The 23620-nt window shown below is 71.5% G+C and carries 21 protein-coding genes; 6 read left to right on the top strand and 15 right to left on the bottom strand.

What is annotated here, in order from left to right; genetic code table 11:
- Window positions 1–26 precede the first annotated feature (26 nt).
- Window positions 27–1637 carry an alpha/beta hydrolase gene (locus IOD14_RS28650; protein WP_123987699.1) on the top strand — a complete coding sequence of 537 codons (1611 nt, stop codon included), beginning with the start codon at window positions 27–29 and terminating at the stop codon, window positions 1635–1637.
- A 60-nt stretch (window positions 1638–1697) separates the two neighbouring features.
- Here the strand turns inward: IOD14_RS28650 and IOD14_RS28645 are convergent, their stop codons facing one another.
- From IOD14_RS28645 to IOD14_RS28615, 7 genes are all read right to left on the bottom strand, one after another.
- A complete protein-coding gene (locus IOD14_RS28645; RefSeq protein ID WP_249126097.1) occupies window positions 1698–2738 on the bottom strand; it encodes an NAD-dependent epimerase/dehydratase family protein in 1041 nt (346 codons plus the stop codon).
- Between the two features lie 58 nt (window positions 2739–2796).
- Window positions 2797–3516, bottom strand: a complete 720-nt coding sequence (locus IOD14_RS28640) for a lysophospholipid acyltransferase family protein (RefSeq protein WP_123987697.1) — start codon at window positions 3514–3516, stop codon at window positions 2797–2799.
- 142 nt (window positions 3517–3658) lie between these two features.
- A complete protein-coding gene (locus tag IOD14_RS28635; RefSeq protein ID WP_123987696.1) occupies window positions 3659–4915 on the bottom strand; it encodes a SpoIIE family protein phosphatase in 1257 nt (418 codons plus the stop codon).
- A gap of 57 nt (window positions 4916–4972) precedes the next feature.
- Window positions 4973–7414: a SpoIIE family protein phosphatase gene (locus IOD14_RS28630; RefSeq protein ID WP_123987695.1), complete on the bottom strand. Its 2442-nt coding sequence runs from the start codon at window positions 7412–7414 to the stop codon at window positions 4973–4975.
- Between the two features lie 85 nt (window positions 7415–7499).
- Window positions 7500–8720, bottom strand: a complete 1221-nt coding sequence (gene rocD, locus IOD14_RS28625; protein WP_123987694.1) for an ornithine--oxo-acid transaminase — start codon at window positions 8718–8720, stop codon at window positions 7500–7502.
- Window positions 8717–9529, bottom strand: a complete 813-nt coding sequence (ddaH, locus tag IOD14_RS28620; RefSeq protein ID WP_123987693.1) for a dimethylargininase — start codon at window positions 9527–9529, stop codon at window positions 8717–8719. Before ddaH ends, rocD begins: the two co-directional genes overlap by 4 nt.
- A 151-nt stretch (window positions 9530–9680) precedes the next feature.
- The gene (locus IOD14_RS28615; protein ID WP_123987692.1) at window positions 9681–10169 is read right to left on the bottom strand and encodes an Lrp/AsnC family transcriptional regulator; all 489 of its coding nucleotides are present in this window, start codon (window positions 10167–10169) and stop codon (window positions 9681–9683) included.
- A gap of 78 nt (window positions 10170–10247) precedes the next feature.
- Here IOD14_RS28615 and IOD14_RS28610 point away from each other — a divergent pair, with 78 nt between their 5' ends.
- The 4 genes from IOD14_RS28610 to IOD14_RS28595 are packed head-to-tail and all read left to right on the top strand — an operon-like array spanning window position 10248 to window position 14310.
- A complete protein-coding gene (locus IOD14_RS28610; RefSeq protein ID WP_123987691.1) occupies window positions 10248–10997 on the top strand; it encodes a LytTR family DNA-binding domain-containing protein in 750 nt (249 codons plus the stop codon).
- Between the two features lie 2 nt (window positions 10998–10999).
- Window positions 11000–11359 (top strand): hypothetical protein, encoded by a 360-nt coding sequence (locus IOD14_RS28605; RefSeq protein WP_031051946.1) that lies wholly within the window; start codon window positions 11000–11002, stop codon window positions 11357–11359.
- Between the two features lie 19 nt (window positions 11360–11378).
- On the top strand, window positions 11379–13091 hold the full coding sequence (locus IOD14_RS28600) for a cation acetate symporter (RefSeq protein WP_212671921.1): 1713 nt from the start codon (window positions 11379–11381) through the stop codon (window positions 13089–13091).
- A gap of 13 nt (window positions 13092–13104) precedes the next feature.
- The gene (locus IOD14_RS28595) at window positions 13105–14310 is read left to right on the top strand and encodes a histidine kinase (protein ID WP_123987689.1); all 1206 of its coding nucleotides are present in this window, start codon (window positions 13105–13107) and stop codon (window positions 14308–14310) included.
- Between the two features lies 1 nt (window position 14311).
- On the opposite strand, the gene IOD14_RS28590 is transcribed toward IOD14_RS28595, so the two are convergent.
- The 7 genes from IOD14_RS28590 to IOD14_RS28560 all read right to left on the bottom strand — a co-directional run bounded on the left by IOD14_RS28590 (window position 14312) and on the right by IOD14_RS28560 (window position 22184).
- Window positions 14312–14485 carry a hypothetical protein gene (locus IOD14_RS28590; RefSeq protein ID WP_123987688.1) on the bottom strand — a complete coding sequence of 58 codons (174 nt, stop codon included), beginning with the start codon at window positions 14483–14485 and terminating at the stop codon, window positions 14312–14314.
- A gap of 13 nt (window positions 14486–14498) precedes the next feature.
- Entirely contained in the window at window positions 14499–16367 is a 1869-nt protein-coding gene (locus tag IOD14_RS28585) for a serine/threonine-protein kinase (protein WP_212671920.1), read from the bottom strand.
- Window positions 16368–16421: 54 nt separating this feature from the next.
- On the bottom strand, window positions 16422–17849 hold the full coding sequence (locus IOD14_RS28580; protein WP_212671919.1) for a PASTA domain-containing protein: 1428 nt from the start codon (window positions 17847–17849) through the stop codon (window positions 16422–16424).
- 67 nt (window positions 17850–17916) lie between these two features.
- Window positions 17917–18867: a cytochrome c oxidase assembly protein gene (locus IOD14_RS28575; protein WP_212671918.1), complete on the bottom strand. Its 951-nt coding sequence runs from the start codon at window positions 18865–18867 to the stop codon at window positions 17917–17919.
- A 112-nt stretch (window positions 18868–18979) separates the two neighbouring features.
- A complete protein-coding gene (locus IOD14_RS28570) occupies window positions 18980–20005 on the bottom strand; it encodes a 6-phosphofructokinase (protein ID WP_123987685.1) in 1026 nt (341 codons plus the stop codon).
- 197 nt (window positions 20006–20202) lie between these two features.
- The gene (locus IOD14_RS28565) at window positions 20203–20931 is read right to left on the bottom strand and encodes a glutamine amidotransferase (protein ID WP_123987684.1); all 729 of its coding nucleotides are present in this window, start codon (window positions 20929–20931) and stop codon (window positions 20203–20205) included.
- A 14-nt stretch (window positions 20932–20945) separates the two neighbouring features.
- Window positions 20946–22184: a MurT ligase domain-containing protein gene (locus IOD14_RS28560; RefSeq protein WP_212671917.1), complete on the bottom strand. Its 1239-nt coding sequence runs from the start codon at window positions 22182–22184 to the stop codon at window positions 20946–20948.
- Between the two features lie 112 nt (window positions 22185–22296).
- Between IOD14_RS28560 and def the strand changes: the two genes are divergently transcribed.
- Complete coding sequence (gene def / locus IOD14_RS28555; protein WP_123987682.1) at window positions 22297–22851, top strand: peptide deformylase; 555 nt, start codon at window positions 22297–22299, stop codon at window positions 22849–22851.
- Window positions 22852–22860: 9 nt separating this feature from the next.
- Here def and IOD14_RS28550 read toward each other — a convergent pair whose 3' ends face one another.
- Window positions 22861–23505, bottom strand: coding sequence for a TetR family transcriptional regulator (locus tag IOD14_RS28550; protein WP_123987681.1), 645 nt, complete (start codon window positions 23503–23505; stop codon window positions 22861–22863).
- Between the last annotated feature and the right edge of the window lie 115 nt (window positions 23506–23620).

Raw genomic sequence — 23620 nt, 5'->3', positions numbered from 1 at the left:
AAACGACGTACGGGGAGGGGTCCCTCTTGAGGGAAACGAGACCGAAGTGGCGGACGACCGCGCTCGGTTCGGCCGGGGTGCTCATCACGGCCACACTCATATCCGGTGCCGTCGCGGCACCCGCGTCCGGCGCCAACACGCACGACAGCGGTCGGCACGGCAAGGACCGCGAGACCGTCGGTGCCGCGATCGCCGCCGCCCGCGCGGCGAAGGCCGGCATCGACTGGGCGGACTGCCCGGCCGACTGGGGGATCGCGAAGCCGGTCCAGTGCGGCTGGGTCAGCGTGCCGCTGGACTACGCCAAGCCGAACGGCAAGCAGATCAAGCTCGCCGTCGACCACATCGGCAACACCGGCACCAAGGCGGAGCGCCAGGGCGCCCTCGTCTACAACCCGGGCGGACCCGGCGGCTCCGGCATGCGCTTCCCGCTCCGCGTCACCAACAAGAACCCGATCTGGGCCAACGCGGCCAAGGCGTACGACTTCGTGGGCTTCGACCCGCGCGGCGTCGGTCACTCCGCGCCCATCTCCTGCATGGACCCGCAGGAGTTCGTGAAGGCGCCCAAGATGGACCCGGTGCCGGACAGCGAGGCCGACAAGCGCGCCCAGCGCAAGCTGGCCCGTGAGTACGCCGAGGGCTGCGCCGAGCGCACCGGCAAGGCGATGCTCCAGCAGATGACCACGCCCAACACCGTGCGCGACCTGGACGTCATCCGTGCCGCGCTCGGCGAGAAGAAGCTCAACTACCTGGGCGTCTCCTACGGCACCTACATCGGCGCCGTCTACGGCACGATGTACCCGGATCACGTGCGCCGCATGGTCGTCGACAGCGTGGTGAACCCCTCCCGGCAGAAGATCTGGTACGAGGCCAACCTCGACCAGGACATCGCCTTCGAGGGCCGCTGGAAGGACTGGGAGGACTGGGTCGCCGCCAACGACGCCGCCTTCCACCTCGGCACCACCCGGGCCGCGGTCCAGGCGAAATGGCTCGAACTGCGCGCCACCGCCAAGAAGAACCCCATCGGCGGGGTCGTCGGCCCGGCCGAGCTGATCGGCTTCTTCCAGAGCGCCCCGTACTACGACTCCTCGTGGGTGCCGGTGGCGACGGTGTTCAGCAAGTACGTCGCCGGTGACACCCAGGCGCTCGTCGACGCGGCCGCCCCGGACCTCACGGACACCGCGGGCAACATCTCCTCGGAGAACGGCAACGCCGTCTACACGGCCGTCGAGTGCACGGATGCCAAGTGGCCCACCAGCTGGAAGAAGTGGGACCGCGACAACACCGCGCTCAACAAGAAGTACCCGTTCATGACCTGGGCCAACGCCTGGCTGAACCTGCCCTGCGCCACCTGGCCGGTCAAGCAGCAGACCCCGGTCGAGGTGCGCACCGGCAAGGGCCTGCCCGGCGTGCTGATCGTGCAGTCCGAGCGTGACGCGGCCACCCCGTACGAGGGCGGCGTCGAACTGCACAAGCGCTTCAAGGGCTCCCGCCTGATCACCGAGAAGGACGCGGGCTCCCACGGTGTGACCGGCCTGGTCAACCCGTGCATCAACCCGCGGGTGGACGCCTACCTGCTCACCGGCAAGCTGGACAAGGCCGACGTGACGTGCACCCCGCACGCCACGCCCAAGCCGTAAGCACACACCACGGGACAAGGCGGCCGGAGCCACCGGCCGCCTTTTCTCATACGCCGATTCTCATGCGCCGGGCGAGTCGAGATACGCGTCCTCCGCCGCGTAGTCGAAGAGGTCGCCGTAGGTCTGCAACATCTTCGGATACGCCTCCTTCCAGTCCCGTCCGGCCAGTTGCCCCTCGATGAAGGCGACGGTCTCCGCCAGCCGGTCCGGGTACCGCGCCACCACCGGTCGGTATCCCAGCTGCCGTTCGGCGGCGGACATGTCGAAGACGACCGGTACCGGCACCGACCACGGTGTGTCCCCCACGGTCGGCGAGGGCGGCGGCCCGTCGATCAGCACGCTCTCCGTCTCGACGCCCATGACCGAGTCGATCGCGGCGGCGATCTCCGCCACCGTCGGGGCGTCCGGGTCCACGGCGTTCAGGGCCCTGCTGCCGGGTTTCGCGGCTGCCAGCCGGACGAGTTCGGCGATGTTGTGGACGTTCGCCGGGTGGAAGCGGCTCCTGCCGCCGTACGCCAGGAGGCGCCGAGGCCGGCCGTCCAGGTTGCGCTTGACGAAGTACAGCTCGCGCGGGGTCCGGCAGTGCGGTCCGTGGATCGCTCCGGCGCGCAGCAAGGTCGTGGGCAACCGGTCGCCCGCGGCGAGGAGTTCACGCTCCAGGCCGGCCTTGCGGGTGCTGTACGAGGCCTCGCCGGGCGCGATCGTGCGCTGGTCCTCCGTCACCCGCACGGGGAACTCGGGGAAGCCCTCCGGCTCGGCCTGGGTGTCGAAGCTGCGGCCCTTGTCGTCCTCGTACACCGACACGCTGGAGATCACCACGGCCGAGCCCACGCGGTCGGCCAGCGACAGCAGCTGCCGTGCGTCCGCGGGCCCGTAGGCGACCACGTCCACCAGGACCTCGCAGCCCTCGCCCACCGCGGCGGCCAGGGCGGCGTCGTCGCCCCGGTCGGCCCGCGCGGTACGCACCTCCATGGGCCAGCCCTCGTCCCGGCCGCCGCCCCGGGAGACGGCCGTCACCGCCCAGCCGTCCCCGGTCAGCGCGGCCACGGCCGCCCGCCCGATCTGTCCCGTCGCCCCGATCACCACAGCACGTCGTGTCATGCCGTGACCCTACGGTCGGGAGGCCCCCCGGGACACGCTCCTCTGCCGACAGCAGACGTCAACTGAGGGGCAGCCGAGGGAACTTGCGTTCCTTGGCGGCCGCTGCCTCCTCGGCCTTGACCACGGCCGCGTACTGGTCGACGTACTCCTGGTCGGACAGCTTCAGGATGGCGTACATGATCTCGTCGGTGATGGCCCGCAGGATCGCCTTCTCGTTCTCCATCCCGGCGTAGCGGGAGAAGTCCAGCGGCTTGCCGAAGCGGATCACCACGGGGTGGATGTTGGGAATGACCTTGCCGGGCGGCTGTGCCTCGAAGGTGCCGATCATCGCGCAGGGAATGACCGGGGCCTGGGCCTTGAGCGCCATCACGGCGACACCGACCTTGCCCTTGTAGAGGCGGCCGTCGTGGGAGCGGGTGCCCTCCGGGTAGATGCCGAGCAGTTCGTCCTTGCGCAGCACGCCGAGCCCTTCGCGGATGGCGGCCTGGCCCGCTTCCTTGCCGGAGCGGTCGACCGGGATCTGCCCGGCGCTGCGGAAGAAGAAGGCGGTCAGCCGGCCCTTGAGGCCGGGACCGGTGAAGTACTCGGCCTTCGCCAGGAAGGTGATGCGCCGCGTGAGCACCGCGGGCATCAGGAAGTGGTCGGAGAAGGAGAGGTGGTTGCCGGCGACGATGGCCGCACCCGACTCCGGGATGTGCTCCAGGCCTTCTATTCGCGGTCGGAAGACCAGTCTCAGCAACGGCCCCAACAGCACGTATTTGAGCAGATAGTAGAACAAGAGGGGGCGCTCCTCGGTCGGGCGGACGGCTCAACTCCGCGTTCTGGCTGGTCAACCGGCGTGAGATGGGGCTGCCAGTGTAGGCGCAGGCGGCGGGCCCCGGAACAGGGCCGAGGACAGCTCGCACCGGACCTTGGCCTGTTCACAGCCGTACGATCACCAGCGCCGTGTCGTCCGTGGCACCACCGGGCGGGAGGAGCTCCCGCAGGACCGCGTCGGCGAGGGTCTCGGGGTCGTCCCCGCGGTGCAGGGCGAGGGAGTCGGCCAGCCGGGCGATCCCGGTGTCGATGTCCTCGCCCCGCCGCTCCACCAGTCCGTCCGTGTACAGGGCGAGCGTGGCTCCGCTGGTGAAGGTCGTCGAGGCCTGCGGCCGGGGGATCGGGTCGGGGCGGGCGTCCAGGGGCGGGTCGGTCGCCTTGTCCAGGCACTCCACCCGTCCGTCGGGATGCACCAGCATCGGTGGCGGGTGGCCGGCGCTGCTGTAGGCGATGGTGCCGTGGTCGAGGTCGATGAAGGTGGTGACCGCGGTGGCGGACTCGGCTCCGTCGACCACGTGGGCGTAGCGGCCCAGCACGTCCAGGGCCTGTGCCGGGCCCTCGGCCACCCGGGAGGCGGCGCTCAGGGCGCTGCGCAGCTGGCCCATCACCCCCGCGGCCACGAGTCCGTGGCCCACCACGTCACCGACCGAGATGCCGACGCGGTGGCCGCCCACCAGGTCGACCAGGTCGTACCAGTCCCCGCACACGTGCAGCGCGCCGACCGCGGGCCGGTAGCGCACGGCGGCCCTGGGGTGCAGGCTCGGCCGGCCGGTCTGGCGGCCGGTGGGCAGCATCGCGTCCTGGAGGGCCAGCGCGACCTCGCGGTCACGGGCGTGGGCCGTCCGCAAGCGCTCGTTGACCTCCTGCAGTTCGCGGGCGCGGGTGTACAGCTCCGCCTCCAGGACCCGGTCCCGGTCGCCGCTCGGGCCGCCGCGGGCCCGGATCAGCTCGGTGACCTCCTCGACCCGGTGCACCAGCAGCTCGACCTTGCCGTCCGCCCCGAGCAGCGGGGCGTTGCAGGGGCTCCAGTAGCGCTCCTCCCACACCCCCGGCCGGTCCGGCACCTCGACGTCGTACCGCTGAAGGGCCATGGAGTCGCGCTCCCCGGTCTCCAGCACCCGGCGCAGGGAGGCGGCCAGATTGCGCATGCCGGTCGCCGAGGGCTCGTTCGGGTTGTCCGGGAAGACGTCGAAGAGATAGCGGCCCACGACCTCCTCGCGCCGGCGGCCGGCCATGCGCAGGAACTCCTCGTTGACGTCCGCGTACACCAGGTCGGGCGTGAGAAGCGCGACCATGCCGGGCAGTGCCTGGAACACGGCCGCGTAGTCGATGGAGTCGCTGTCGCCGGGTCTGTCGCTCATGGCTGCCGCCTCCCCGCCGGGATCGCACCATTTTCCCACGGTATGCGGGGTGAAGGGTCAATCCGGCGGATCCTCCAGGGACTGCTCGGCCCAGATGATCTTTCCCTCGGGCACGAACCGGGTGCCCCAGCGCTGGGCGAACTGGGAGACCAGCAGCAGCCCCCGGCCGCCCTCGTCCGTGGTGCGCGGGTGGCGCAGATGGGGCGCGGTGTCTCCGCTGTCGAACACCTCGCAGACCAGCGACCGCTCGCGGATCAGCCGGAGCCGGATCGGACCGACGGCGTGCCGGATGGCGTTGGTGACCAGTTCGCTGACGACCAGCTCGGTGGTGAAGGCGAACTCCTCCAGACCCCACTCCGTCAGCTGCCGGGACGCCGTCTTGCGGGCCTCGGCGACCCGGGCGGGGTCGACGGGCACGTCCCAGTCCGCGACCTGGTCGGGGCCCAGCAGCCGGGTGCGGGCCATGAGCAGGGCCACGTCGTCGTGCGGCCGGGCCGGGGCCAGGGCGTCGACCACGGCCCGGCAGCGCAGGTCGAGCGAGGGCGCGTGCCTCTCCAGGGCCAGGCGCAGCCGGTCCCGGCCGGTGTCCACGGCCCACTCCTCGCCGCGGGCCAGCAGTCCGTCGGTGTGCAGGGCGAGCGTGCTGCCCGCCGCCAGGGCCAGCTCTACCGACTCGAAGGGCGGCCCGCCGACGCCGAGCGAGGGCCCCTGCGGAAGGTCCACGAAGGCGACCGTGCCGTCGGTCAGGATCACGGCGGGCGCGGGATGTCCGGCGGCGGCCATCGTGCACTGCCCGTCGACCGGGTCGTAGACCACGTACACACAGCCGGAGCCCTGGGCGCTGTCGGTGTCCTCCGTGCCCGGACCCACGCCCTCCTCGCGGGCGGCCCGGGCGACCAGGTCGTCCAGGTGGCCCAGCACCTCCTCGGGCGGCAGGTCCAGTGCCGCCAGGGTCCGTACGGCGGTCCGCAGCCGGCCCATCGCCGCGGCGGCACCGATGCCGTGCCCGGGCACCTCGCCGACCACGAGGGCCACGCGTGCACCGGAGAGCGGGATGAGGTCGTACCAGTCCCCGCCGAGGCCCGTCAGCTCGTCGGCGGGCCGGTAGCAGGCGGCCACCTCCACGGCGTCCTGCTCGGGCAGCCGGTGGGGGAGCAGACTGCGCTGGAGGACGAGCGCGGCGTCGCGTTCACGGGTGTAGCGGCGGGCGTTGTCCACACAGACGGCGGCCCGGGAGACGAGGTCCTCGGCGAGGTTCAGGTCGTCCTCGTCGAAGGGTTCCTGGCGGCGCCGGCGGAAGAAGGTGGTGACGCCCAGGGTGACGCCCCGGGCGCGGATCGGCACGACCATCACGCTGTGCAGGCCCAGCTCCAGGAACGTGGCCTGCCGCCCGCCGGGTATGCCGGTCGCCCACTCCGCGGCCAGCGGGTCGAGCCGTTCCTCCCGCCAGGACGTGCCCTCGGCCAGACACCGCAGCGGGGGCGTGCCGGGCAGGTAGGCGGCCACCTCGCCGACCTCGACCACGGCCTCGGGAACACCCTGGTTCACCGACTGCTGCCCGGCCCGCACCAGCGGCACCCGCGTGGTCGGCTCCGCTCCCCGCAGTACCGACTCCAGCAGGTCCACGGTGATGTAGTCGGCGAGCGCCGGTACGGCCACGTCCGCCAGCTCCTGCGCGGTGCTGCGGATGTCCAGGCTGCGGCCGATGTACTCACCGGCCCGGTCGAGCAGGGCCAGGCGCTGGCGGGCCCGGTGCCGCTCGGTGATGTCGACGACCGTGTAGTAGACGCCCACCGGGTGGCCGCGGTCGTCGTCGATCCGGGTGAACGACATGGTGTGCGCGGTCTCGCGGTGCGGGGCGGAGCGGACCCGGCCGACGTGCTCGTACTCCACGATCGGTTCCCCGGTCTCCAGCACCCGCCGCATCTGGGCCTCGATGTCCTCGGCGTCCAGGCCCGGCTGGATCTCGGCGAACCGCAGTCCCAGCCGCCGCTGGGCCGGGGCGCTGCCGAACTGCTCCAGCGCCGGGTTGGACCACACGCAGCGCAGGTCCGTGTCCACGATCGCTATACCGATCGGGGAGCGGGAGACCATCTGTTCCAGCACCCGGCGGCTCAGGTCCCAGCCGGGCGCCTCCGCGAGCTCGGACAGCAGGACCAGCCAGCGGGCGGAGCCGTCGGCGGAGCCTGGATCGTCGGCCACCGTGATCCGGGCCATGACCCGGACCGGCCTGCCGTGCTTGTGCAGGGCGGTCAGCAGCCCCGCCCAGCTCCCGTCGGCCCGGCACCGCGCGGTGATCTCCGGCAGCCGACGGGCGTCCTCGGGGACGAGCAGGGCCGCGACGCTGCGTCCCACGGTTTCGGAGGCGGCGTAGTCCAGCAGCCGTTCGGCGTCCCTGGTCCAGCCGGTCACCGTGCCGTGGGCGTCGAGCAGCAGGGGCGCGGCATCGGCCACGTCGAACCGGTGCCGCGCGGTGTCCTGCCCTTTGTGAGCGCCCACGGACGACCTCTCTGTCGCTGAGAGTGGTCTATCACCTCTTCGTCACATCTTCACCCGGTGTGGTTCCGCGCGCTCCCGCCCGGGGTCAGCGCCTGAGTACCTTTTCGAGTACTCCCAGTGCCGATTCCAGCTCCTGCGCCGTGATCGTCAGAGGCGGTGCCAGCCGGATCGTCGAGCCGTGGGTGTCCTTGACCAGGATCCCCTCCCGCATCAGGAGCTTGCTCACCTCCCGGCCGGTGCCGATCGCCGGGTCGATGTCCACGCCCGCCCACAGGCCCCGCGCGCGGAAGCCCACGACGCCCTTGCCGACCAGGCCCGTCAAGCCGTCCCGCAGGACCGAGCCCAGCTCGGCCGCGCGGCCCTGGAACTCGCCGGTCTCCAGCAGTTCGACCACGGCCGTGCCGACCGCCGCCGCCAGCGGGTTGCCGCCGAACGTCGAGCCGTGTTCGCCCGGGCGCAGCACGCCGAGGACGTCCCGGCGGGCGACCACGGCGGAGACCGGGACGATGCCACCGCCCAGGGCCTTGCCGAGGAGCAGGACGTCCGGGACGACCGCCTCGTGCTCCACGGCGAGCGTGCGGCCCGTGCGACCGAGGCCCGACTGGATCTCGTCGGCGATGAACAGGCAGCCCTTGCGGCGGGTCAGCTCGCGGACGCCGGTCAGATAGCCGTCGTCGGGGATGACCACGCCCGCCTCGCCCTGGATGGGTTCGAGGAGGACCGCGGCCGTCGTCTCGTCGATCGCAGCTTCCAGTGCCGCGAGGTCGTTGTAGGGGACGATCCGGAAGCCCGGCGTGAAGGGGCCGAAGCCGGCCCTGGCCGTCTCGTCCGTGGAGAACGACACGATCGTCGTCGTACGGCCGTGGAAGTTCTCCGCGGCCACCACGATGGTGGCCCGGTCGGCCGGGACGCCCTTCACCTCGTACGCCCACTTGCGGGCCACCTTGATGCCGCTCTCCACCGCCTCCGCTCCGGTGTTCATCGGCAGCACCATGTCCAGGCCGGTCAGCGCGGCCAGGCGCTCCGCGAACTCGGCCAGCCGGTCGTTGTGGAAGGCGCGGGAGGTCAGGGTCAGCCGGTCCAGCTGCCGGTGTGCCGCCTCGATCAGCGCCGGGTGACGGTGGCCGAAGTTGAGGGCGGAGTACCCGGCCAGCATGTCGAGGTAGCGGCGGCCCTCCACGTCCTCGACCCAGGTGCCCTCCGCGCGGGCGACGACCACGGGCAGCGGGTGGTAGTTGTGCGCGAGGACCGGTTCCTCGGCGCGGATGAGATCGGCGGAGGAACGCGTGCCTACGGGTGCGGTCATGAGCGGATCTCCTGGGTGCAGCACTTGATGCCGCCGCCGGCCTTGTGGAACTCGGAGAGGTCGACGGGGACGGGGACATAGCCGTGGTCGTCGAGGCGCACGGCGAGCGCCTCGGCCTGCGGTGCGATGAAGACGTGCCGGCCGTCGGACACGGAGTTCAGGCCGAACGCCATCGCGTCGTCGCGGGTCGCGAGCACCGCGTCCGGGTACAGCCGTGCGAGTACCTCGCGGCTGCCCGCCGAAAAGGCCTCCGGGTAATAGACGATGTTGTCGTCGTCCAGCACGAAGAGCGCCGTGTCCAGGTGGTAGAAGTGCGGGTCCACCAGCGTCAGGCTGATCACCGGGTGACCGAAGAACTCCTGCACCTCGCGGTGCGCCTCCCGGGTCGTGCGGAACCCGGTGCCGGCCAGCACGTACCGGCCCGTCCAGACGAGGTCGCCCTCGCCCTCGCAGACCGCCTGCGGGCGCTGGACGTCGTAGCCCGCCTTCTTGAACCACAGGTCGTAGTGCGTGGACTCGGGGCGCCGCTCGGGCGCGTGGAAGAGGGAGCCGAAGACGCGGCCGCCGACGACGACCGCCGAGTTCGCGGCGAAGACCATGTCCGGGAGACCGGGGACCGGCTCCACGGCGTCGACGCTGTGACCGTGGGTCTCGTAGGCGCGGATCAGTGTCCGCCACTGCTCCTGCGCCAGGTCCACGTCGACATGGGTGTCGGGATGCATCCAGGGATTGATCGCGTACTGCACGGCGAAGTGTCTGGGTTCGCAGACGAGGAAACGCCGTCGGCGCGGCACACGGGAGTCGGACACAGAGGGGTTCCTCCGCTTCCTGCGCTGTCTACTGAGGGTTGACACCACGGTAGGAAGTGACCGGTAGACCCGACAAGCAACAAGAATTGCGTGTCTGCGCAGGAATGCTGCGAATTCTGCCGGGAAAACGCACGCTTGCTGCGTTTATCGGCTATGCCTCCGGTGCGGGCTGACTCGCCCCCGCCTCGGGGCTTTCCGGGAGGAGGTGGGACAGCACCATCACACTGATCGTCTTCCGGATGAACGGCTCCACCCGGATGCGCTCCAGGACCTCCTCGAAGTGCTCCACGTCCCGCGCCCGCACATGCAGCAGCGCGTCCGCGCCGCCGGTCACCGTCATCGCCGCGGTGATCTCCGGATGGTTGCGGACCACCTCCGCGAGCCGCCGCGGCGGGGCCGCGCCCTCGCAGTACACCTCGACGTACGCCTCCGTGCGCCAGCCCAGCGCCGACGGCTCCACCGTGGCCGTGAACCCGGTGATCACCCCGGTCTCCCGCAGCCGGTCCACCCGCCGCTTCACCGCCGTGGAGGACAGCCCGATCGCCGACCCGATCTCGGCGAAGGAGGTCCGCGCGTTCGCCATCAGCGCGGTGATGATCTTCCGGTCGAGCTCGTCGAACGCGGCGGTCCTGCTGTTCATGTCGGCACTGTATCCAGCGGGGGCGTCCACACCTCCGCACGTGTGCAGTCGTACGAATTACTCCTACACTCCGGGTTCATGCTGCGCGCCCTGGCTGTCGACGACGAACGCCCCTCGCTGGAGGAACTGCTCTACCTCCTGAGCGCCGACCCCCGGATCGGCAGCGTGGAGGGCGCCGGTGACGCCACCGAGGCACTGCGCCGCATCAACCGCGCGCTGGAGTCAGGGCCGCACGGCCCCGAGGCGATCGACGTCGTCTTCCTCGACATCAACATGCCCGGCCTCGACGGGCTCGACCTCGCCCGGCTGCTCACCGGGTTCGCCAAACCGCCGCTCGTCGTGTTCGTCACCGCCCACGAGGACTTCGCCGTCCAGGCCTTCGACCTCAAGGCCGTCGACTACGTCCTCAAACCGGTGCGCAAGGAACGCCTCGCCGAGGCCGTCCGCCGTGCCGCCGAACGCCTCGACAGCGCACCCCGCATCCCCGTGCACGAACCCGACCCCGACCACATATCCGTCGAACTCGGCGGGGTCACCCGGTTCGTCGCCGTCGACGACATCACCCACGTCGAGGCCCAGGGCGACTACGCCCGCCTCCACACCGACAAGGGCAGCCATCTCGTCCGCATCCCGCTGTCCACGCTGGAGGAACGCTGGCGCTCCCGAGGCTTCGTCCGCATCCACCGCCGCCATCTCGTCGCCCTGCGCCACGTCGGCGAACTCCGCCTGGACGCGGGCACGGTGAGCGTCCTGGTCGGCGGCGAGGAACTCCAGGTCAGCCGTCGCCACACACGCGAGCTGCGCGACCTGCTGATGAGGAGGCCCTAGCCGTGCCCCAGGACCCCGTCGAGCGGCGCGTCGTCGTCACCGGCCCGCCCCGCCGCGGCCGCCCCGCCTCCGGCTACTACCGGCCGCGCACCGAGATCGACGAACAGACCACCCTCGGCCACACCTACGTCCGCTCCCTGATGCGCACCCAACTGCGCGCCGCCCTCGCGGTGTTCGCCTTCCTCGGACTGCTCATCGGCCCGCTCCCGCTGCTCTTCGCGGCCATGCCGGACGCCCACCGCCTCGAATGGGGCGTCCTCGGCTTCGGCCTCTACGTCCCGATGGTCCTGCTGGCCCGCTGGTACGTGCGCCGCGCGGAACGCAACGAACGGGACTTCGTACGGCTGGTCGAGGACCGATGAGCAGCGGGTACGAGGTCCGATGAACTCCAGCTACTCGGTCCCCGCCGTCGCCCTGGTCGTGGTGGCCACCGTCCTGGTCGGCGCCTTCGGCCTGCGCATCTCCCGCACCACCTCCGACTTCTACGTCGCCTCCCGCACCGTCGGCCCCCGCCTCAACGCGGCCGCCATCAGCGGCGAGTACCTCTCCGCCGCGTCCTTCCTGGGCATCGCCGGCCTGGTCCTCGTCCAGGGTCCTGACATGCTCTGGTACCCCGTCGGCTACACGGCCGGCTATCTCGTCCTGCTGCTGTTCGTCGCCGCCCCCCTGCGCCGCTCCGGCGCCTACACCCTCCCCGACTTCGCCGAGGCCCGCCTCGCCTCACAGGCCGTACGACGGCTCGCGGGCGCCTTCGTCGTCGGCGTCGGCTGGCTCTACCTGCTGCCCCAACTCCAGGGGGCCGGGCTGACGCTGACCGTGCTCACGGGGGCGCCCCAGTGGCTCGGCGGGCTGATCGTCGCCGTCGTCGTGGTCGCCACCGTCGCCGCGGGCGGCATGCGCAGCATCACCTTCGTGCAGGCCTTCCAGTACTGGCTCAAACTCACCGCCCTCCTCGTCCCCGCCCTCTTCCTGATCCTCGCCTGGCAGGGCGACGGCGCCCCCAGCCACGCCTTCGAGGAACCGGCGACCTTCCGCGAACAGCGCGTCGTCCGCGTCGGCTCCACCCTCGACCTCAAGCTGGAGAGCCCCCTGACCGTCACGGTCACCGGCACCGTCGACGGCCGCCCGCACGAGGACCGCAGACTCCGGCTCCCCGCGGGCACCCACCGCATCGACCGCGGCACCCAGCTCACCTTCGCCAAGGGCACCACCGCCCCCGCCGCCGACCGCGGCTCCAGCGACGGCATGTCGACCTCGCTCGCCGCGGGCCGCGAGGAACGGCCCCTGTACGCAACGTACGGACTGATCCTCGCCACCTTCCTCGGCACCATGGGCCTGCCGCACGTCGTCGTCCGCTTCTACACCAGCCCGCACGGCGTCGCCGCCCGCCGCACCACGGTCGCCGTCCTCGGCCTGATCGGCTGCTTCTACCTGCTGCCCCCGGTCTACGGCGCCCTCGGCCGCCTGTACGCCCCCGAACTCACCCTCACCGGGGACGCCGACGCCGCCGTCCTCCTGCTCCCCGAGCGCATGATCGGCGGCCTCGGCGGCGACCTGCTGGGCGCGCTGGTGGCGGGCGGTGCCTTCGCCGCGTTCCTGTCCACGGCCTCCGGACTCACCATGGCCGTGGCCGGCGTCCTCACCCAGGACGTCCTGCCCTCGCGCGGTGTCCGGCACTTCCGGCTCGGCACCGTCCTCGCGATGTGCGTGCCGCTCGCCGCGAGCGTCCTGGTCGGCGGGCTGCCCGTCGCCGACGCGGTCGGGCTCGCCTTCGCCGTCTCCGCCTCCTCGTTCTGCCCGCTTCTCGTCCTCGGCATCTGGTGGCGGCGGCTCACCCCGCCCGGCGCCGCCGCGGGCATGCTGGTCGGCGGCGGCTCGGCGTTCGTCGCCGTCGCCGTGACCATGGCGGGCTTCCCGGCGACAGGAGCGCTGCACTCCCTGCTCGCCTGGCCCGCGCTCTGGTCGGTGCCGCTCGGCTTCCTCACCATGGTGCTGGTGTCGCTGGCCACCGCGGGCCGGGTCCCGGCGGGCACGGCGGCGATCCTGGCCCGCTTCCATCTGCCGGAGGAACTGCGGGCGGAGGTCAAGGCATGAGGGAGGTGACGGCATGAGCGGATTCCTGGCCGGACTGTGCGTGGCGATCCTCCCGCTGCTCGCCGCCGGCTTCTGGCTCGGCCGGCGGACGGCCGGTACGCAGAGCCTGGGCGGCCTCGGCACCCCCGTCGAGCACGCCACCTTCGAGACCCTGCACACCGCCTCCCTGGCCGCGCCCCCGCTGCGGGCCGGGCTGACGGAGGAGACCGCCCGCAAGGCGGCCCGCCGACTGCGCTCGCTGCTCGGCACGGACGCGCTGTGCCTCACCGACCAGAAGCAGGTCCTGGTCTGGGACGGCGTGGGCGGCCACCACCGCACCGAGATCATGGAACGCCTCGCCGGACCGCTGGAGACCGGCCGCGGCGAGGCCTTCCCGCTCACCTGCGGCGCCCCGGACTGCCCGGTCCGCTGGGCGGTCGTCGCCCCCCTCACCGTCGACGACCGCGTCCACGGCGCCCTGGTCGCCTGCGCGCCCCGCGAGTCCGCCGTCCTGGTCCGCGCCGCCGGGGAGGTCGCCCGCTGGGTCAGCGTCCAGCTGGAACTGGCCGATCTCGACCAGTCCCGCACCCGGCTGATCGAGGCCGAGATCAAGGCACTTCGCGCCCAGATCTCCCCGCACTTCATCTTCAACTCGCTCGCGGTGATCGCTTCCTTCGTCCGCACCGACCCCGAACGCGCCCGCGAACTGCTCCTCGAATTCGCCGACTTCACCCGCTACTCGTTCCGCAGGCACGGCGACTTCACCACCCTCGCCGACGAACTCCACGCCATCGACCACTACTTGGCGCTGGTCAGGGCACGCTTCGGCGACCGCCTCTCCGTCACCCTCCAGATCGCCCCGGAGGTGCTGCCGGTCGCCCTGCCCTTCCTGTGCCTGCAGCCGCTCGTCGAGAACGCCATCAAGCACGGACTGGAGGGCAAGACCGAGAAGTGCCACCTCCAGATCACCGCCCAGGACACCGGCGCCGAGGCCCTCGTCGTCATCGAGGACGACGGCGCAGGGATGGACCCGGTCCTGCTCCGCCGTATCCTCGCCGGCGAGGTCAGCCCCTCGGGCGGCATCGGACTGTCCAACGTCGACGACCGGCTCCGCCAGGTGTACGGCGACTCCTACGGCCTCGTCATCGAGACCGCCGTCGGCGCGGGCATGAAGATCACCGCCCGGCTGCCCAAGTACCAGCCGGGCGTGCACTCGGCGAGCCGCCTCACGGGCGGCTGAGTCAGCCGCGGGTGGCCACGAGACCGAGAGTGATCAGGCCCAGCACGACCCAGCCGAACCACAGCCAGCCGTTGCTGCCGAGCGCCACCGTGTAGGCCGTCACCGCGACGAGACCGCCTACGGTGAGCACCCCCATCGTCCGGGTCGAGCCATCCGTGGAACCGGTACCGGGCATCGCGACACCCTCCTCAGGATTCGTCCCCCTCCATGGTGCCCCCGTTCTGCCTGCGGACGGTGCACACGACGAAATGTGTGCCGTTCTTCCAGGGACCAGCACTGGTCCAGGAGCCCGCCGTGTAGACGGACGGATCGAAGCCGTAGTCGCCCGGCGGCACGTCCCGCGCGCACGCCGTGTCCGACTCGGTCCGCGCCTCGGACAGCGTCACGTCGGGGGCCAGTCGGGTGAATCCGAGCACCTCCTCGTCGTGGGCCCCCTCGCAGGAGACCAGCCGGGCGTCCCGGTTGGTGCGCACGTCCAGGCAGTCCCGCCGCTGCATGGTCGCCGTGTCCGCGAATGCCGAGCCCGTCGCGCGGTGGGTGCCGATCGGCCCGTACACCGGCCCGTTCCCACCCAGCACCAGACACGCGGTGCGCCGTCCCGCGGCCTCGAACCCCCCGTCGGACGGCACGACGGCCTGGCTGCGGACGTCCGCGAGCCGGTCCCGGATCTCCCGTGTGCGCTCCTCGCACTTCGCCGCCCCCGTCCGCCGCGCATCCTCCGCGGAGGCGGCCGCGACGAACGCCGTCACCTGGCCGTCCGGGGCCGTGCCGCAGCCGGGATCCAGCCGCAGCCGGGGCGTTCCCCGGAAACGTTCCGAACCGGGCCAGTCGGCGATGACGCAGTCGCCGTCCCGCAGCGGCTTCGCGAGCCCGACCGCCTCGCCGTACGGCTGTCGCGAGCCCTGGTGCCCGCCCCCGCCGTCGGTCGACCGGTCGGCCATGGCGTACCAGACACCGCCCAGGGCCAGCAGGAGACCGAGACCGCAGGCGATCACGGCCCGCAGGGCGTGCGAGCGCTCCCGCCGCCGACGGCCGCCCTGCGGCGGGACCCCCTCGGCGTGCGGCCGGTGTCCGCCGAGGGGCGGCCCGGGCGGCGCCTGCACACCCGCCCAGGGCGGCGGCGCCTGCACACCCGCCCAGGGCGGCTGGGAACCGAGGTCGGTCTGCGTCCGGACGTACCCCTCGGCCTGTGGTGTCACGATCCGCGACAGCGCGGCCTCCGCCTGGGCCGCGGACAGCCGCTGCCCGGGGTCCTTCGCGAGCAGTGCCTGGAGCACGGGGCCCAGCGCACCGGCGCGCACCGCGGGCCGCGGCTCCTCCATGACCACCGCGGTCACCTCCGCGAGATGGGACTCCCGCTCGAAGGGACCCACGCCCTCCACTGCGTGGTAGAGCGTGCAGCCCAGCGAGAACAGGTCCGCGGCCGGGGTGGGCGTCCCGCCCGTGGCCCGCTCGGGCGCCAGATAGCCCGCCGTGCCCACCAGCACCGACGCCAGCGTGTACCGCGGCTCCCCGGCGTCCGGCTGCACGGAGATGCCGTAGTCGGTGAGCAGGACGCGCCCGTACGGCGATCCCGAGCGGTCCGGCGCCAGCAGGATGTTCGCCGGCTTCACGTCCCGGTGCATCACGCCCCGCCGGTGCCCAGCGGTCAGTGCGTCGAGCACGGCGAGGCCGATGCGGGCGCACTCCGCCGGGGCGAGCGGCCCGCGCGAGTCGACCAGGTCGCGCAGGTCCACGGCGTCCGCCACGTACTCCATGACGATCCACGGCAGCCCCTCGTGCTCCAGCACGTCGTGCACGGTCACCACGTGCGGGTGGCCGCGCAGCCCCGCCGCGTGCCGGGCCTCCGCGCGGGCCCGCGCCACCCGCGCCTCCCGCTCGTCGTCCGCCTCCACCGGGTCCCGGAACACGATCTCCTTGAGCGCTACCTCACAGGCGAGTCTCTGGTCGTGGGCGAGCCACACATGGCCCATGCCGCCGCTGCCGAGCGGGTTCAGCAGCAGATAACGGCCGGCGATGACCCGGCCCACTCCCGACGTCGGTGATCCTGAAGGCATCCGGTGACTCTCCGGTTCTGCGGGTTCTGCGGGTTCCGCGGGCTCTCGGGGCTGCTACGCGGTGACGGTGCCGCTCGGACCGCCGCCGACGGGCTCACCGCTCGCGGGTGCGCTGCTCGCCGGCGCGCTGGTGACGGGTGCACTGGTCGGCGGCGCGCCGGTGACCTCGGGCGGTGCGCTGGTGGTCGGGGGCGGCGGCGGTGGTGGCGGGGGCGGTGGACTGCTCGACCTGTCCGGCGACGGCGAGCTCGGAGCCGCGCTCGTCGAAGGACCGGACGACGGTGTGCCGGGCCCGCCGCTCGACGAGGACGGCGGCTTGGAGGAGGACTCTCCGGACTTGCCGCCGGACGGCCCCGAGGACTTGGACGGCCCCGAGGAGCCCGAGGAGCCCGAGGAGCCCGAGGAGCCCGAGGACCCGGGTGACCCCGGGGAACCGGACGACCTCGACGGCGGTGGCGTGCTCGTGGGCGGGGACTTCGGTCCGGAGGACGGCGGTGGGGGAGTGGTCGTCGGCCGGGTCGCCCCGCCGGAGGTGCTCGTGCCGCTCCCCGCCACGCTGAGCATCACGTACCGCCCGAACGGCAGCTCCGTCCCCGCGGGCGGGTCGGTCGCCGTGACCCTCGCACTGTCGGACGGTGTGCCCTGCCCGGCGTACCCGGCCGCCAGCCCGGTGTCGATCAGCCTCTGGCTCGCCCGCGCGAAGGTCGTCCCGGCCAGGTCCGGCACCGTGCGCCGCTTCTTCGCGTCGAAGGTGGTGTCCTTCTCCCCGGTGGTGCCGACCGGGCGGTTGATGCCGCGGGCGGGTTCCCGGACGTCGACGAGAGCGATCCGCTCCAGTTTTCGCGGTGCCGGCTTCACGGCCACCACCGACTCGCGTTCGAATCCCGCCCACTTCTTGTTGCCGTCCTCGAACTGGACGGATATCCGGCCGGTGTCACCCTCGAAGGGCCGCAATGGATTTCCGCACGAGCACTTCACAGCCGGAAGCCCTTGTTCGTCGACGAGAATCGCGATTCCCGCCTGGAGCAAGGAGTTGTACGGGACGGCCCTTTCCCGCTTGTAGTCGTGGTTCTTGACGAGAGTGTCGTGACGCAGCAGAACCGGAGTGAGTCGATGGAGATATTCCGGTATCCCGGCCGTGCCGATGTGCAGCACGTCGGCCCACGCCTGTGCCTTCTTGTGATTCCTGGGATCGGTGAGGAATCGTTCGAGTTTGGTGACGTCACAGATCGTCGGCTGCTTGCTGCCGCCGTACAGACCGGGCGTGTCCCCTTGCTGGAGACTTCCCTGGACGGGCTGCGACCGCACGGTCGTGGCGTCCTTGCCCAGCCCGCTGTTCTCCTCGAAGAACGGCGCGAGCGAGGGCACACCGACGGTGACCGCCTTGACCGCCGTCAGTGGATTTCCCTTGTCGCAGCCGCTCAGCAGAGTGGCGAAAATCGCCAGCACGGCGATCCTGTGCATAAATGCGCGAAGTGTCATGACCGCTCCCCCTGGCGGTTCCCCCAACGCGCTTCATGCTACTGAATGCTTCGGAAAGGCGAAGCCTTTAACGCTCGCGTGCGCTCAATGAGGCCAAATACGCGTTGTATGCCTCGAGTTCCTTGTCGCCGTCCCGGTCGGCGGCCCGGTCGGTGCGCTTGGCCTGCCGCTGCTCGGAGCCGTACCACTGGAACAGCAGAGCGATCAGCACGAGTACGGAGGGAATCTCGCTGAACGCCCAGGCGATGCCGCCGGCGTAGTTCTGGTCGGAGAGCGCGTCGATGCCGAGCGAGGCGGGCGGGTTCTTGAACGTCTCGACCATGGGCTCGGACGCCATCATCAGGGCGATGCCGAAGAACGCGTGGAACGGCATCCCGGCGAACAGCTCCAGCATCCGCATGAGATACCCGGGCCGGTGCGGTCCCGGATCGACGCCGATGATCGGCCAGAAGAAGACGACACCGACCGCGAGGAAGTGGACCATCATCGCGATGTGCCCGGTTTTCGACCCCATGAGGAAGTCGAAGACGGGGGTGAAGTACAGCGCGTACAGGCTCGCGATGAACAGCGGAATGGTGAACGCCGGATGCGTGATGATCCGCATGTACCGGCTGTGCAGCAGCGCGAGCAGCCATTCACGGGGGCCCTTGCGGCCCTTGCCCGCGACGGGCAGCGCCCTGAGGGCCAGGGTGACCGGGGCACCGAGCAGGATGAGGATCGGCGACAGCATGCTGATCACCATGTGCTGCACCATGTGCACGCTGAACATGACCATCCCGTAGTCGTTCAGCCCGGTGCACATCATCAGCCCGATGGTCAGGACGCCGGTCACGTACGAGACCGTCCGCCCCACCGACCACGAGTCCCCCCGCCGCCGCAGCCGCACGACGCCCCACACGTACAGTCCGAGCGCGAGGAGGCAGGCGACGAGGAAGAAGGGGTCGGCCGACCACTGAAGCCCTCGACCCAGCGTGAACGGCGGCAAGTCATGGGTCATGCCGTGCCCGCTGTGATCCATTGCGGCGGCTCCTGATTCGTGGGGGTTGTGCAAGTCTGTCCGCCAACAGACTAGAACCGCCCCCGGTCACCTCTCGGACCGGGGGCAGGTTGACCCGCGCCCGCCGTACGCCCTACAGCACGCACTCCGCTTCCTCGTACCGGTTCTCCGGCACCGTCTTCAGCGTCTCGACGGCCTCCGCGAGCGGCACCATCACGATGTCGGTCCCGCGCAGAGCCGTCATGTGGCCGAACTCCCCGCGGTGCACGGCCTCCACCGCGTGCCAGCCGAACCGGGTGGCGAGCACCCGGTCGTACGCGGTCGGCGTACCGCCCCGCTGCACATGCCCGAGAATGACCGGCCGGGCTTCCTTCCCCAGCCGCTCCTCCAGCTCGATCGACAGCTGACGGGCGATCCCCGCGAACCGCTCGTGCCCGTAGATGTCCTTGCCGCCCTCGTCGAAGGCCATGGAACCGGGCGCCGGCTTGGCCCCCTCGGCCGCCACGACGATCGCGAACCGCTTCCCCGCCTCGAACCGCTCCCCGACCCGCCGGGCCAGTTCCTCGATGTCGAAGGGGCGCTCCGGCACGACGATGGCGTGAGCGCCCGCCGCCATCCCGGAGTGCAGCGCTATCCAGCCCGTGTGCCGTCCCATGACCTCGACGACGAGCACCCGCTGGTGGGACTCGGCGGTGGTCTTGAGCCGGTCCAGGGCCTCGGTGGCGACACCGACGGCCGTGTCGAACCCGAAGGTGACATCGGTGACCGCGATGTCGTTGTCGATCGTCTTCGGCACGCCCACGATCGGAAGACCGGCGTCCGACATCAGCCGGGCCGCCTTCAGCGTGCCCTCGCCGCCGATCGGGATGATCGCGTCGAGCCCGAGCTCCTGGACATGCCCCTTGGCCCGCTCCACGCCGTCCCGCAGATGCGAGGGCTGGACCCGGGAGGAGCCGAGGATCGTGCCGCCGCGGGCGAGGATGCCGCCGACGGCGTCGAGGTCGAGCTTGAGGTAGTCGCACTCCAGGAGGCCCTTCCAGCCGTCCCGGAAACCGATGACCTCGTCGCCGTGGTCGGCGACGGCACGGTGCACGACGGACCGGATGACGGCGTTCAGGCCGGGGCAGTCTCCGCCGGACGTGAGGACACCAATGCGCATAGCCGCAAGAACCTTCTCAGCAATGGAACGGGGCACGGGTCCGGACCACGCTGTCCGGCTCGAACCCCGCCACCCTAGCGGCAGGAGGGGGCGGGGCCGAAGCATGCGTCCGCCTGCTGGACGACCCCGCTCACCTGTGCGGACGTACCGTCAGACGGGCTGGTGGCGGGGAGCTGAAGATCAGCTGTCCACGCAGGTCAGGCAGGCTGCTGAGCGGCCGCGATGCGTTCGTTGCGCAGGGCCTCGTACCAGCGGTCGTCGGTCGGCGGCAGCGCGTTCACGTCGAGGGCCAGCTTCAGCAGCAGGTCAGCGATGAGCGGGTTGCGCGCGAGCACGGGCCCGTGCATGTACGTACCGAAGACCGTGTCGTTGAACGCCCCCTCCGTGCCGTCGCCGGTGCCGTTGCCGTTGCCGAGGCGGACGTTGGCGAACGGGCGCGCGGTGGGGCCGAGGTGGGTGACGCCCTGGTGGTTCTCGAAGCCGGTCAGCGGGGGCAGACCGAGGCGCGGGTCGATGTCGGCGAGCACGTCACCGACGCAGCGCTCGCCCTCACCGCGCACCGAGACCACGTCGAGCAGGCCGAGGCCGGGCTCGCGCTGGCCGAGGTCGTTGATGAACTCGTGGCCGAGGATCTGGTAGCCGGCGCACACCGAGAAGACGATCGCGCCGTTGCCGACGGCCCGGTGCAGACCGCCGTCCCGGCGCAGCCGCTCGGCCGCCAGCCGCTGGGGCCGGTCCTCGCCGCCGCCGATCAGGTAGATGTCGCCGGAGGTCGGGATCGGCTGGTCGCTGCGCACGTCCAGGCGGGCCACGTCGAGACCGCGCTGGCGGGCCCGGCGCTCCACGACCAGGACGTTGCCCTGGTCGCCGTAGGTGCTGAGCAGGTCGGGGTAGATCCAGACGACCCGCAGTTGGTTGTCGCTCACAAAAGTCCCCTGAGTCAGTTGCCGACGCGGCGGCGCAGGTCCTGGAAGGCGGTGTAGTTCGCGATGACCTCGATGCGGCCGTGCGGGCTCATCGACACGGCCTGGTCGAGGTTGTCGCAGACCTGGAAGTTCTGGTTGGCGACCTCGAGGCGTACCGCGAGGTCCAGCTTGCGGTCGCCGATCACGCAGATCGGGTGGCCGGTCAGCCGGGTGTAGTCGACGTCCCAGAGCCAGGAGGTGTCGGTGCCGTCGGCGCCGCGGGCGTTGACGGAGAGGATCACCGGGGTGGGCGGCGGGTCGATCAGGCTGAACGTTTCGAGCCAGCCGGCCGGGTTCTTCGCGAGCAGCAGCCTGAGGTCGCGCTGCTGGAACTGGACGACGTCGTAGCGGCCGGCCACGGCCTGCACCTGGTACATGCGTTCCAGGGCGACCTGCGGCGGCACGCCGAAGACGGCGGCGACGGCGGCGGAGGAGGCGGCGTTGGCCTTGTTGGCGCGGCCCGGCAGCTGGAGGTGGATCGGCCAGGCGGAGCCGTGCGGGTCGAGCACATGGTCACCGGACAGGGCCCAGCTGGGCGTGGGCCGGCGGAACCCGCACTCGCCGCAGAACCAGTCGTCGCCCGGCCGCTGCATCACGCCACCGCAGGACGGGCAGGACCAGGCGTCGTCCTTCCACATCTGCCCGGCGGCGACCCAGACGACGTTGGGGGAGGAGGAGGCGGCCCACACGACGAGCGGGTCGTCGGCGTTGGCGACGACGACGGCCTTCGAACCCGCGAGCCCCTCGCGCCAGTTCTCCGCGAGCATGCGGGTCTCGGCGGCACGGTCGAGCTGGTCGCGGGAGAGGTTCAGCAGGGCGATGCACTTGGGGTCGGTGTCCCGGGCGACTCCCGCGAGGTACTTCTCGTCGACCTCGATGACGCCGTACCGGGCGTCCGAGCCGCCGGCGAGCGCCGAGGTGATGCCGGCCGGCATGTTGGCGCCCAGGGCGTTGGAGACGACCGGACCGGCGGCGCCGAGCGCCTCCGCGATCAGACGCGTCGTGGTGGTCTTTCCGTTGGTCGCCGAGACGAGGACGACGTCCAGGTGCTGGGCGAGCCGGGCGAGGAGGTCGGGGTCGAGTTTGAGAGCCACCTTGCCGCCGATGACCGAACCGCTGCCGCGACCCGCGGCTCGGGATGCCGCCGCGACGGCCTTGCCCGCCGTCACGGCCAGCTTGGCCCGCGGCGAGAGCGGGTCCGAGTTGCCTGTCATCAGATCTCGATCCTCCTTGCGTACGCGCCGCGCCTCAGCCTCCGGCCACGTGGTGTGGACCTCAGCCTATCGAGATCCGTAGGCACTCCCGAATCGCCGTACCCTTGCGGCCATGCGAAACAGCTCCATTCCGGGCACGCGAGGGCGTGTCCGCGCGCTCGCCCTGCTCGGCGCCCCGGTGTTGCACACGCCCTGCGAGGACGTCACGGACTTCGGTGGCGAACTGGCGAGCCTGGTGGAGGACTTGTTCGCGACGATGTACGCGCACGAGGGGGTCGGTCTCGCGGCCGACCAGATCGGCGTGCCGCTGCGCGTCTTCGTCTACGACTGCCCGGACGACGAGGAGGTCCGTCACCTGGGCCATGTCGTGAACCCACGGCTGGTGGAGGCGGACGGCCTGGTGCTGCGGGGCCCGGAGGGCTGCCTGTCGCTGCCGGGCCTGGAGGCGGGGGTGGAACGCCACGACCACGCGGTGGTGGAGGGCTTCACGGCGACGGGAGAGCCCGTGACGATCCACGGCACGGGCTTCTTCGCGAGGTGCCTGCAGCACGAGATGGACCACTTGGAGGGCAAGGTCTACGCGGACCACCTGACGGGTTGGCGCAGGCGCAGGCTCATGCGCCAGGTGACCAGGTCCTCTTGGCACGGGGTGAGCGATCCCGCCTAGGGGCGACCGTCAGAACCCCGGGCCCCCGACCTTGTCCCCGGCTGCCGCGAGCCGCCCCCACAGCAGGTCAGCCATGCTGCGGACCAACTCGGCCCGGGAACACGGCCGTTCCCCCAGCCACCAGTCACCCGCCGCGTACATCATCCCGACGACGCCGTGCCCCCACACCCGCGCCAGCAGCTGACTCCCGGGCCCGAGGTCCAGCCGGTCCTCGATGACCTGCCCCAACTCTTCACCCATTCTCCGCAGCAGGGGCGCGGAATGCTTGCCGACGTCGAACCCCTGGTCCCCGACCTGGCCCCCCTCGGCGGGGTGCATCAGGAACCGGTACACCTGGGGCCGGGCCTCGATCGCGGCCAGGTACGTGTCCAGCGTGGCCTCGACCCGCTCGCGCCGGTCCGCGGGAGCGTCAAGGGCCGCCCGCAGCGAGTCCAGCAGCGCGTCGGTGTGCCGCTTGGCGAGCGCGGCGTAGAGTCCTCCCTTGTCACCGAAGTGCCGGTACAGGATCGGCTTGGTGATGCCGGCTTCCGCGGCGATCGCGTTCATGGAGGCCTGTGGGCCGTCGCGCAGCACCACTCTGTCCGCGGCCTCCAGCAGCTCGCGCCGACGGCGGTCGGCGGACCGCTGCTGATCGGTCCGCTGTGTGGTGTCCATGAGCTCTCCCCACCCGTGCTGAATCGGTAACGCCTGCGCAAACTAACACCCGGCAGGCGATTGGCATCGAACAGGCTGCTGACCGGCATCGGGAGTTGACTTTTCCTACCCACGG

Source organism: Streptomyces sp. A2-16 (assembly GCF_018128905.1).
Taxonomy (GTDB): Bacteria; Actinomycetota; Actinomycetes; order Streptomycetales; family Streptomycetaceae; genus Streptomyces.
The sequence above is the reverse complement of the archived record's forward strand: the minus strand, read 5'-3'. Positions and strand labels throughout refer to the sequence as shown.

What these genes read in the sequence shown, in the direction of transcription:
- IOD14_RS28645 (WP_249126097.1), bottom strand. Translation starts at nt 2,738, where the DNA reads ATGACACGACGTGCTGTGGTGATCGGGGCGACGGGACAGATCGGGCGG.
- IOD14_RS28635 (WP_123987696.1), bottom strand. Translation starts at nt 4,915, where the DNA reads ATGAGCGACAGACCCGGCGACAGCGACTCCATCGACTACGCGGCCGTG.
- rocD (WP_123987694.1), bottom strand. Translation starts at nt 8,720, where the DNA reads ATGACCGCACCCGTAGGCACGCGTTCCTCCGCCGATCTCATCCGCGCC.
- IOD14_RS28615 (WP_123987692.1), bottom strand. Translation starts at nt 10,169, where the DNA reads ATGAACAGCAGGACCGCCGCGTTCGACGAGCTCGACCGGAAGATCATC.
- IOD14_RS28610 (WP_123987691.1), top strand. Translation starts at nt 10,248, where the DNA reads ATGCTGCGCGCCCTGGCTGTCGACGACGAACGCCCCTCGCTGGAGGAA.
- IOD14_RS28600 (WP_212671921.1), top strand. Translation starts at nt 11,379, where the DNA reads ATGAACTCCAGCTACTCGGTCCCCGCCGTCGCCCTGGTCGTGGTGGCC.
- IOD14_RS28595 (WP_123987689.1), top strand. Translation starts at nt 13,105, where the DNA reads ATGAGCGGATTCCTGGCCGGACTGTGCGTGGCGATCCTCCCGCTGCTC.
- IOD14_RS28590 (WP_123987688.1), bottom strand. Translation starts at nt 14,485, where the DNA reads ATGCCCGGTACCGGTTCCACGGATGGCTCGACCCGGACGATGGGGGTG.
- IOD14_RS28585 (WP_212671920.1), bottom strand. Translation starts at nt 16,367, where the DNA reads ATGCCTTCAGGATCACCGACGTCGGGAGTGGGCCGGGTCATCGCCGGC.
- IOD14_RS28580 (WP_212671919.1), bottom strand. Translation starts at nt 17,849, where the DNA reads ATGACACTTCGCGCATTTATGCACAGGATCGCCGTGCTGGCGATTTTC.
- IOD14_RS28575 (WP_212671918.1), bottom strand. Translation starts at nt 18,867, where the DNA reads ATGGATCACAGCGGGCACGGCATGACCCATGACTTGCCGCCGTTCACG.
- IOD14_RS28570 (WP_123987685.1), bottom strand. Translation starts at nt 20,005, where the DNA reads ATGCGCATTGGTGTCCTCACGTCCGGCGGAGACTGCCCCGGCCTGAAC.
- IOD14_RS28560 (WP_212671917.1), bottom strand. Translation starts at nt 22,184, where the DNA reads ATGACAGGCAACTCGGACCCGCTCTCGCCGCGGGCCAAGCTGGCCGTG.
- def (WP_123987682.1), top strand. Translation starts at nt 22,297, where the DNA reads ATGCGAAACAGCTCCATTCCGGGCACGCGAGGGCGTGTCCGCGCGCTC.
- IOD14_RS28550 (WP_123987681.1), bottom strand. Translation starts at nt 23,505, where the DNA reads ATGGACACCACACAGCGGACCGATCAGCAGCGGTCCGCCGACCGCCGT.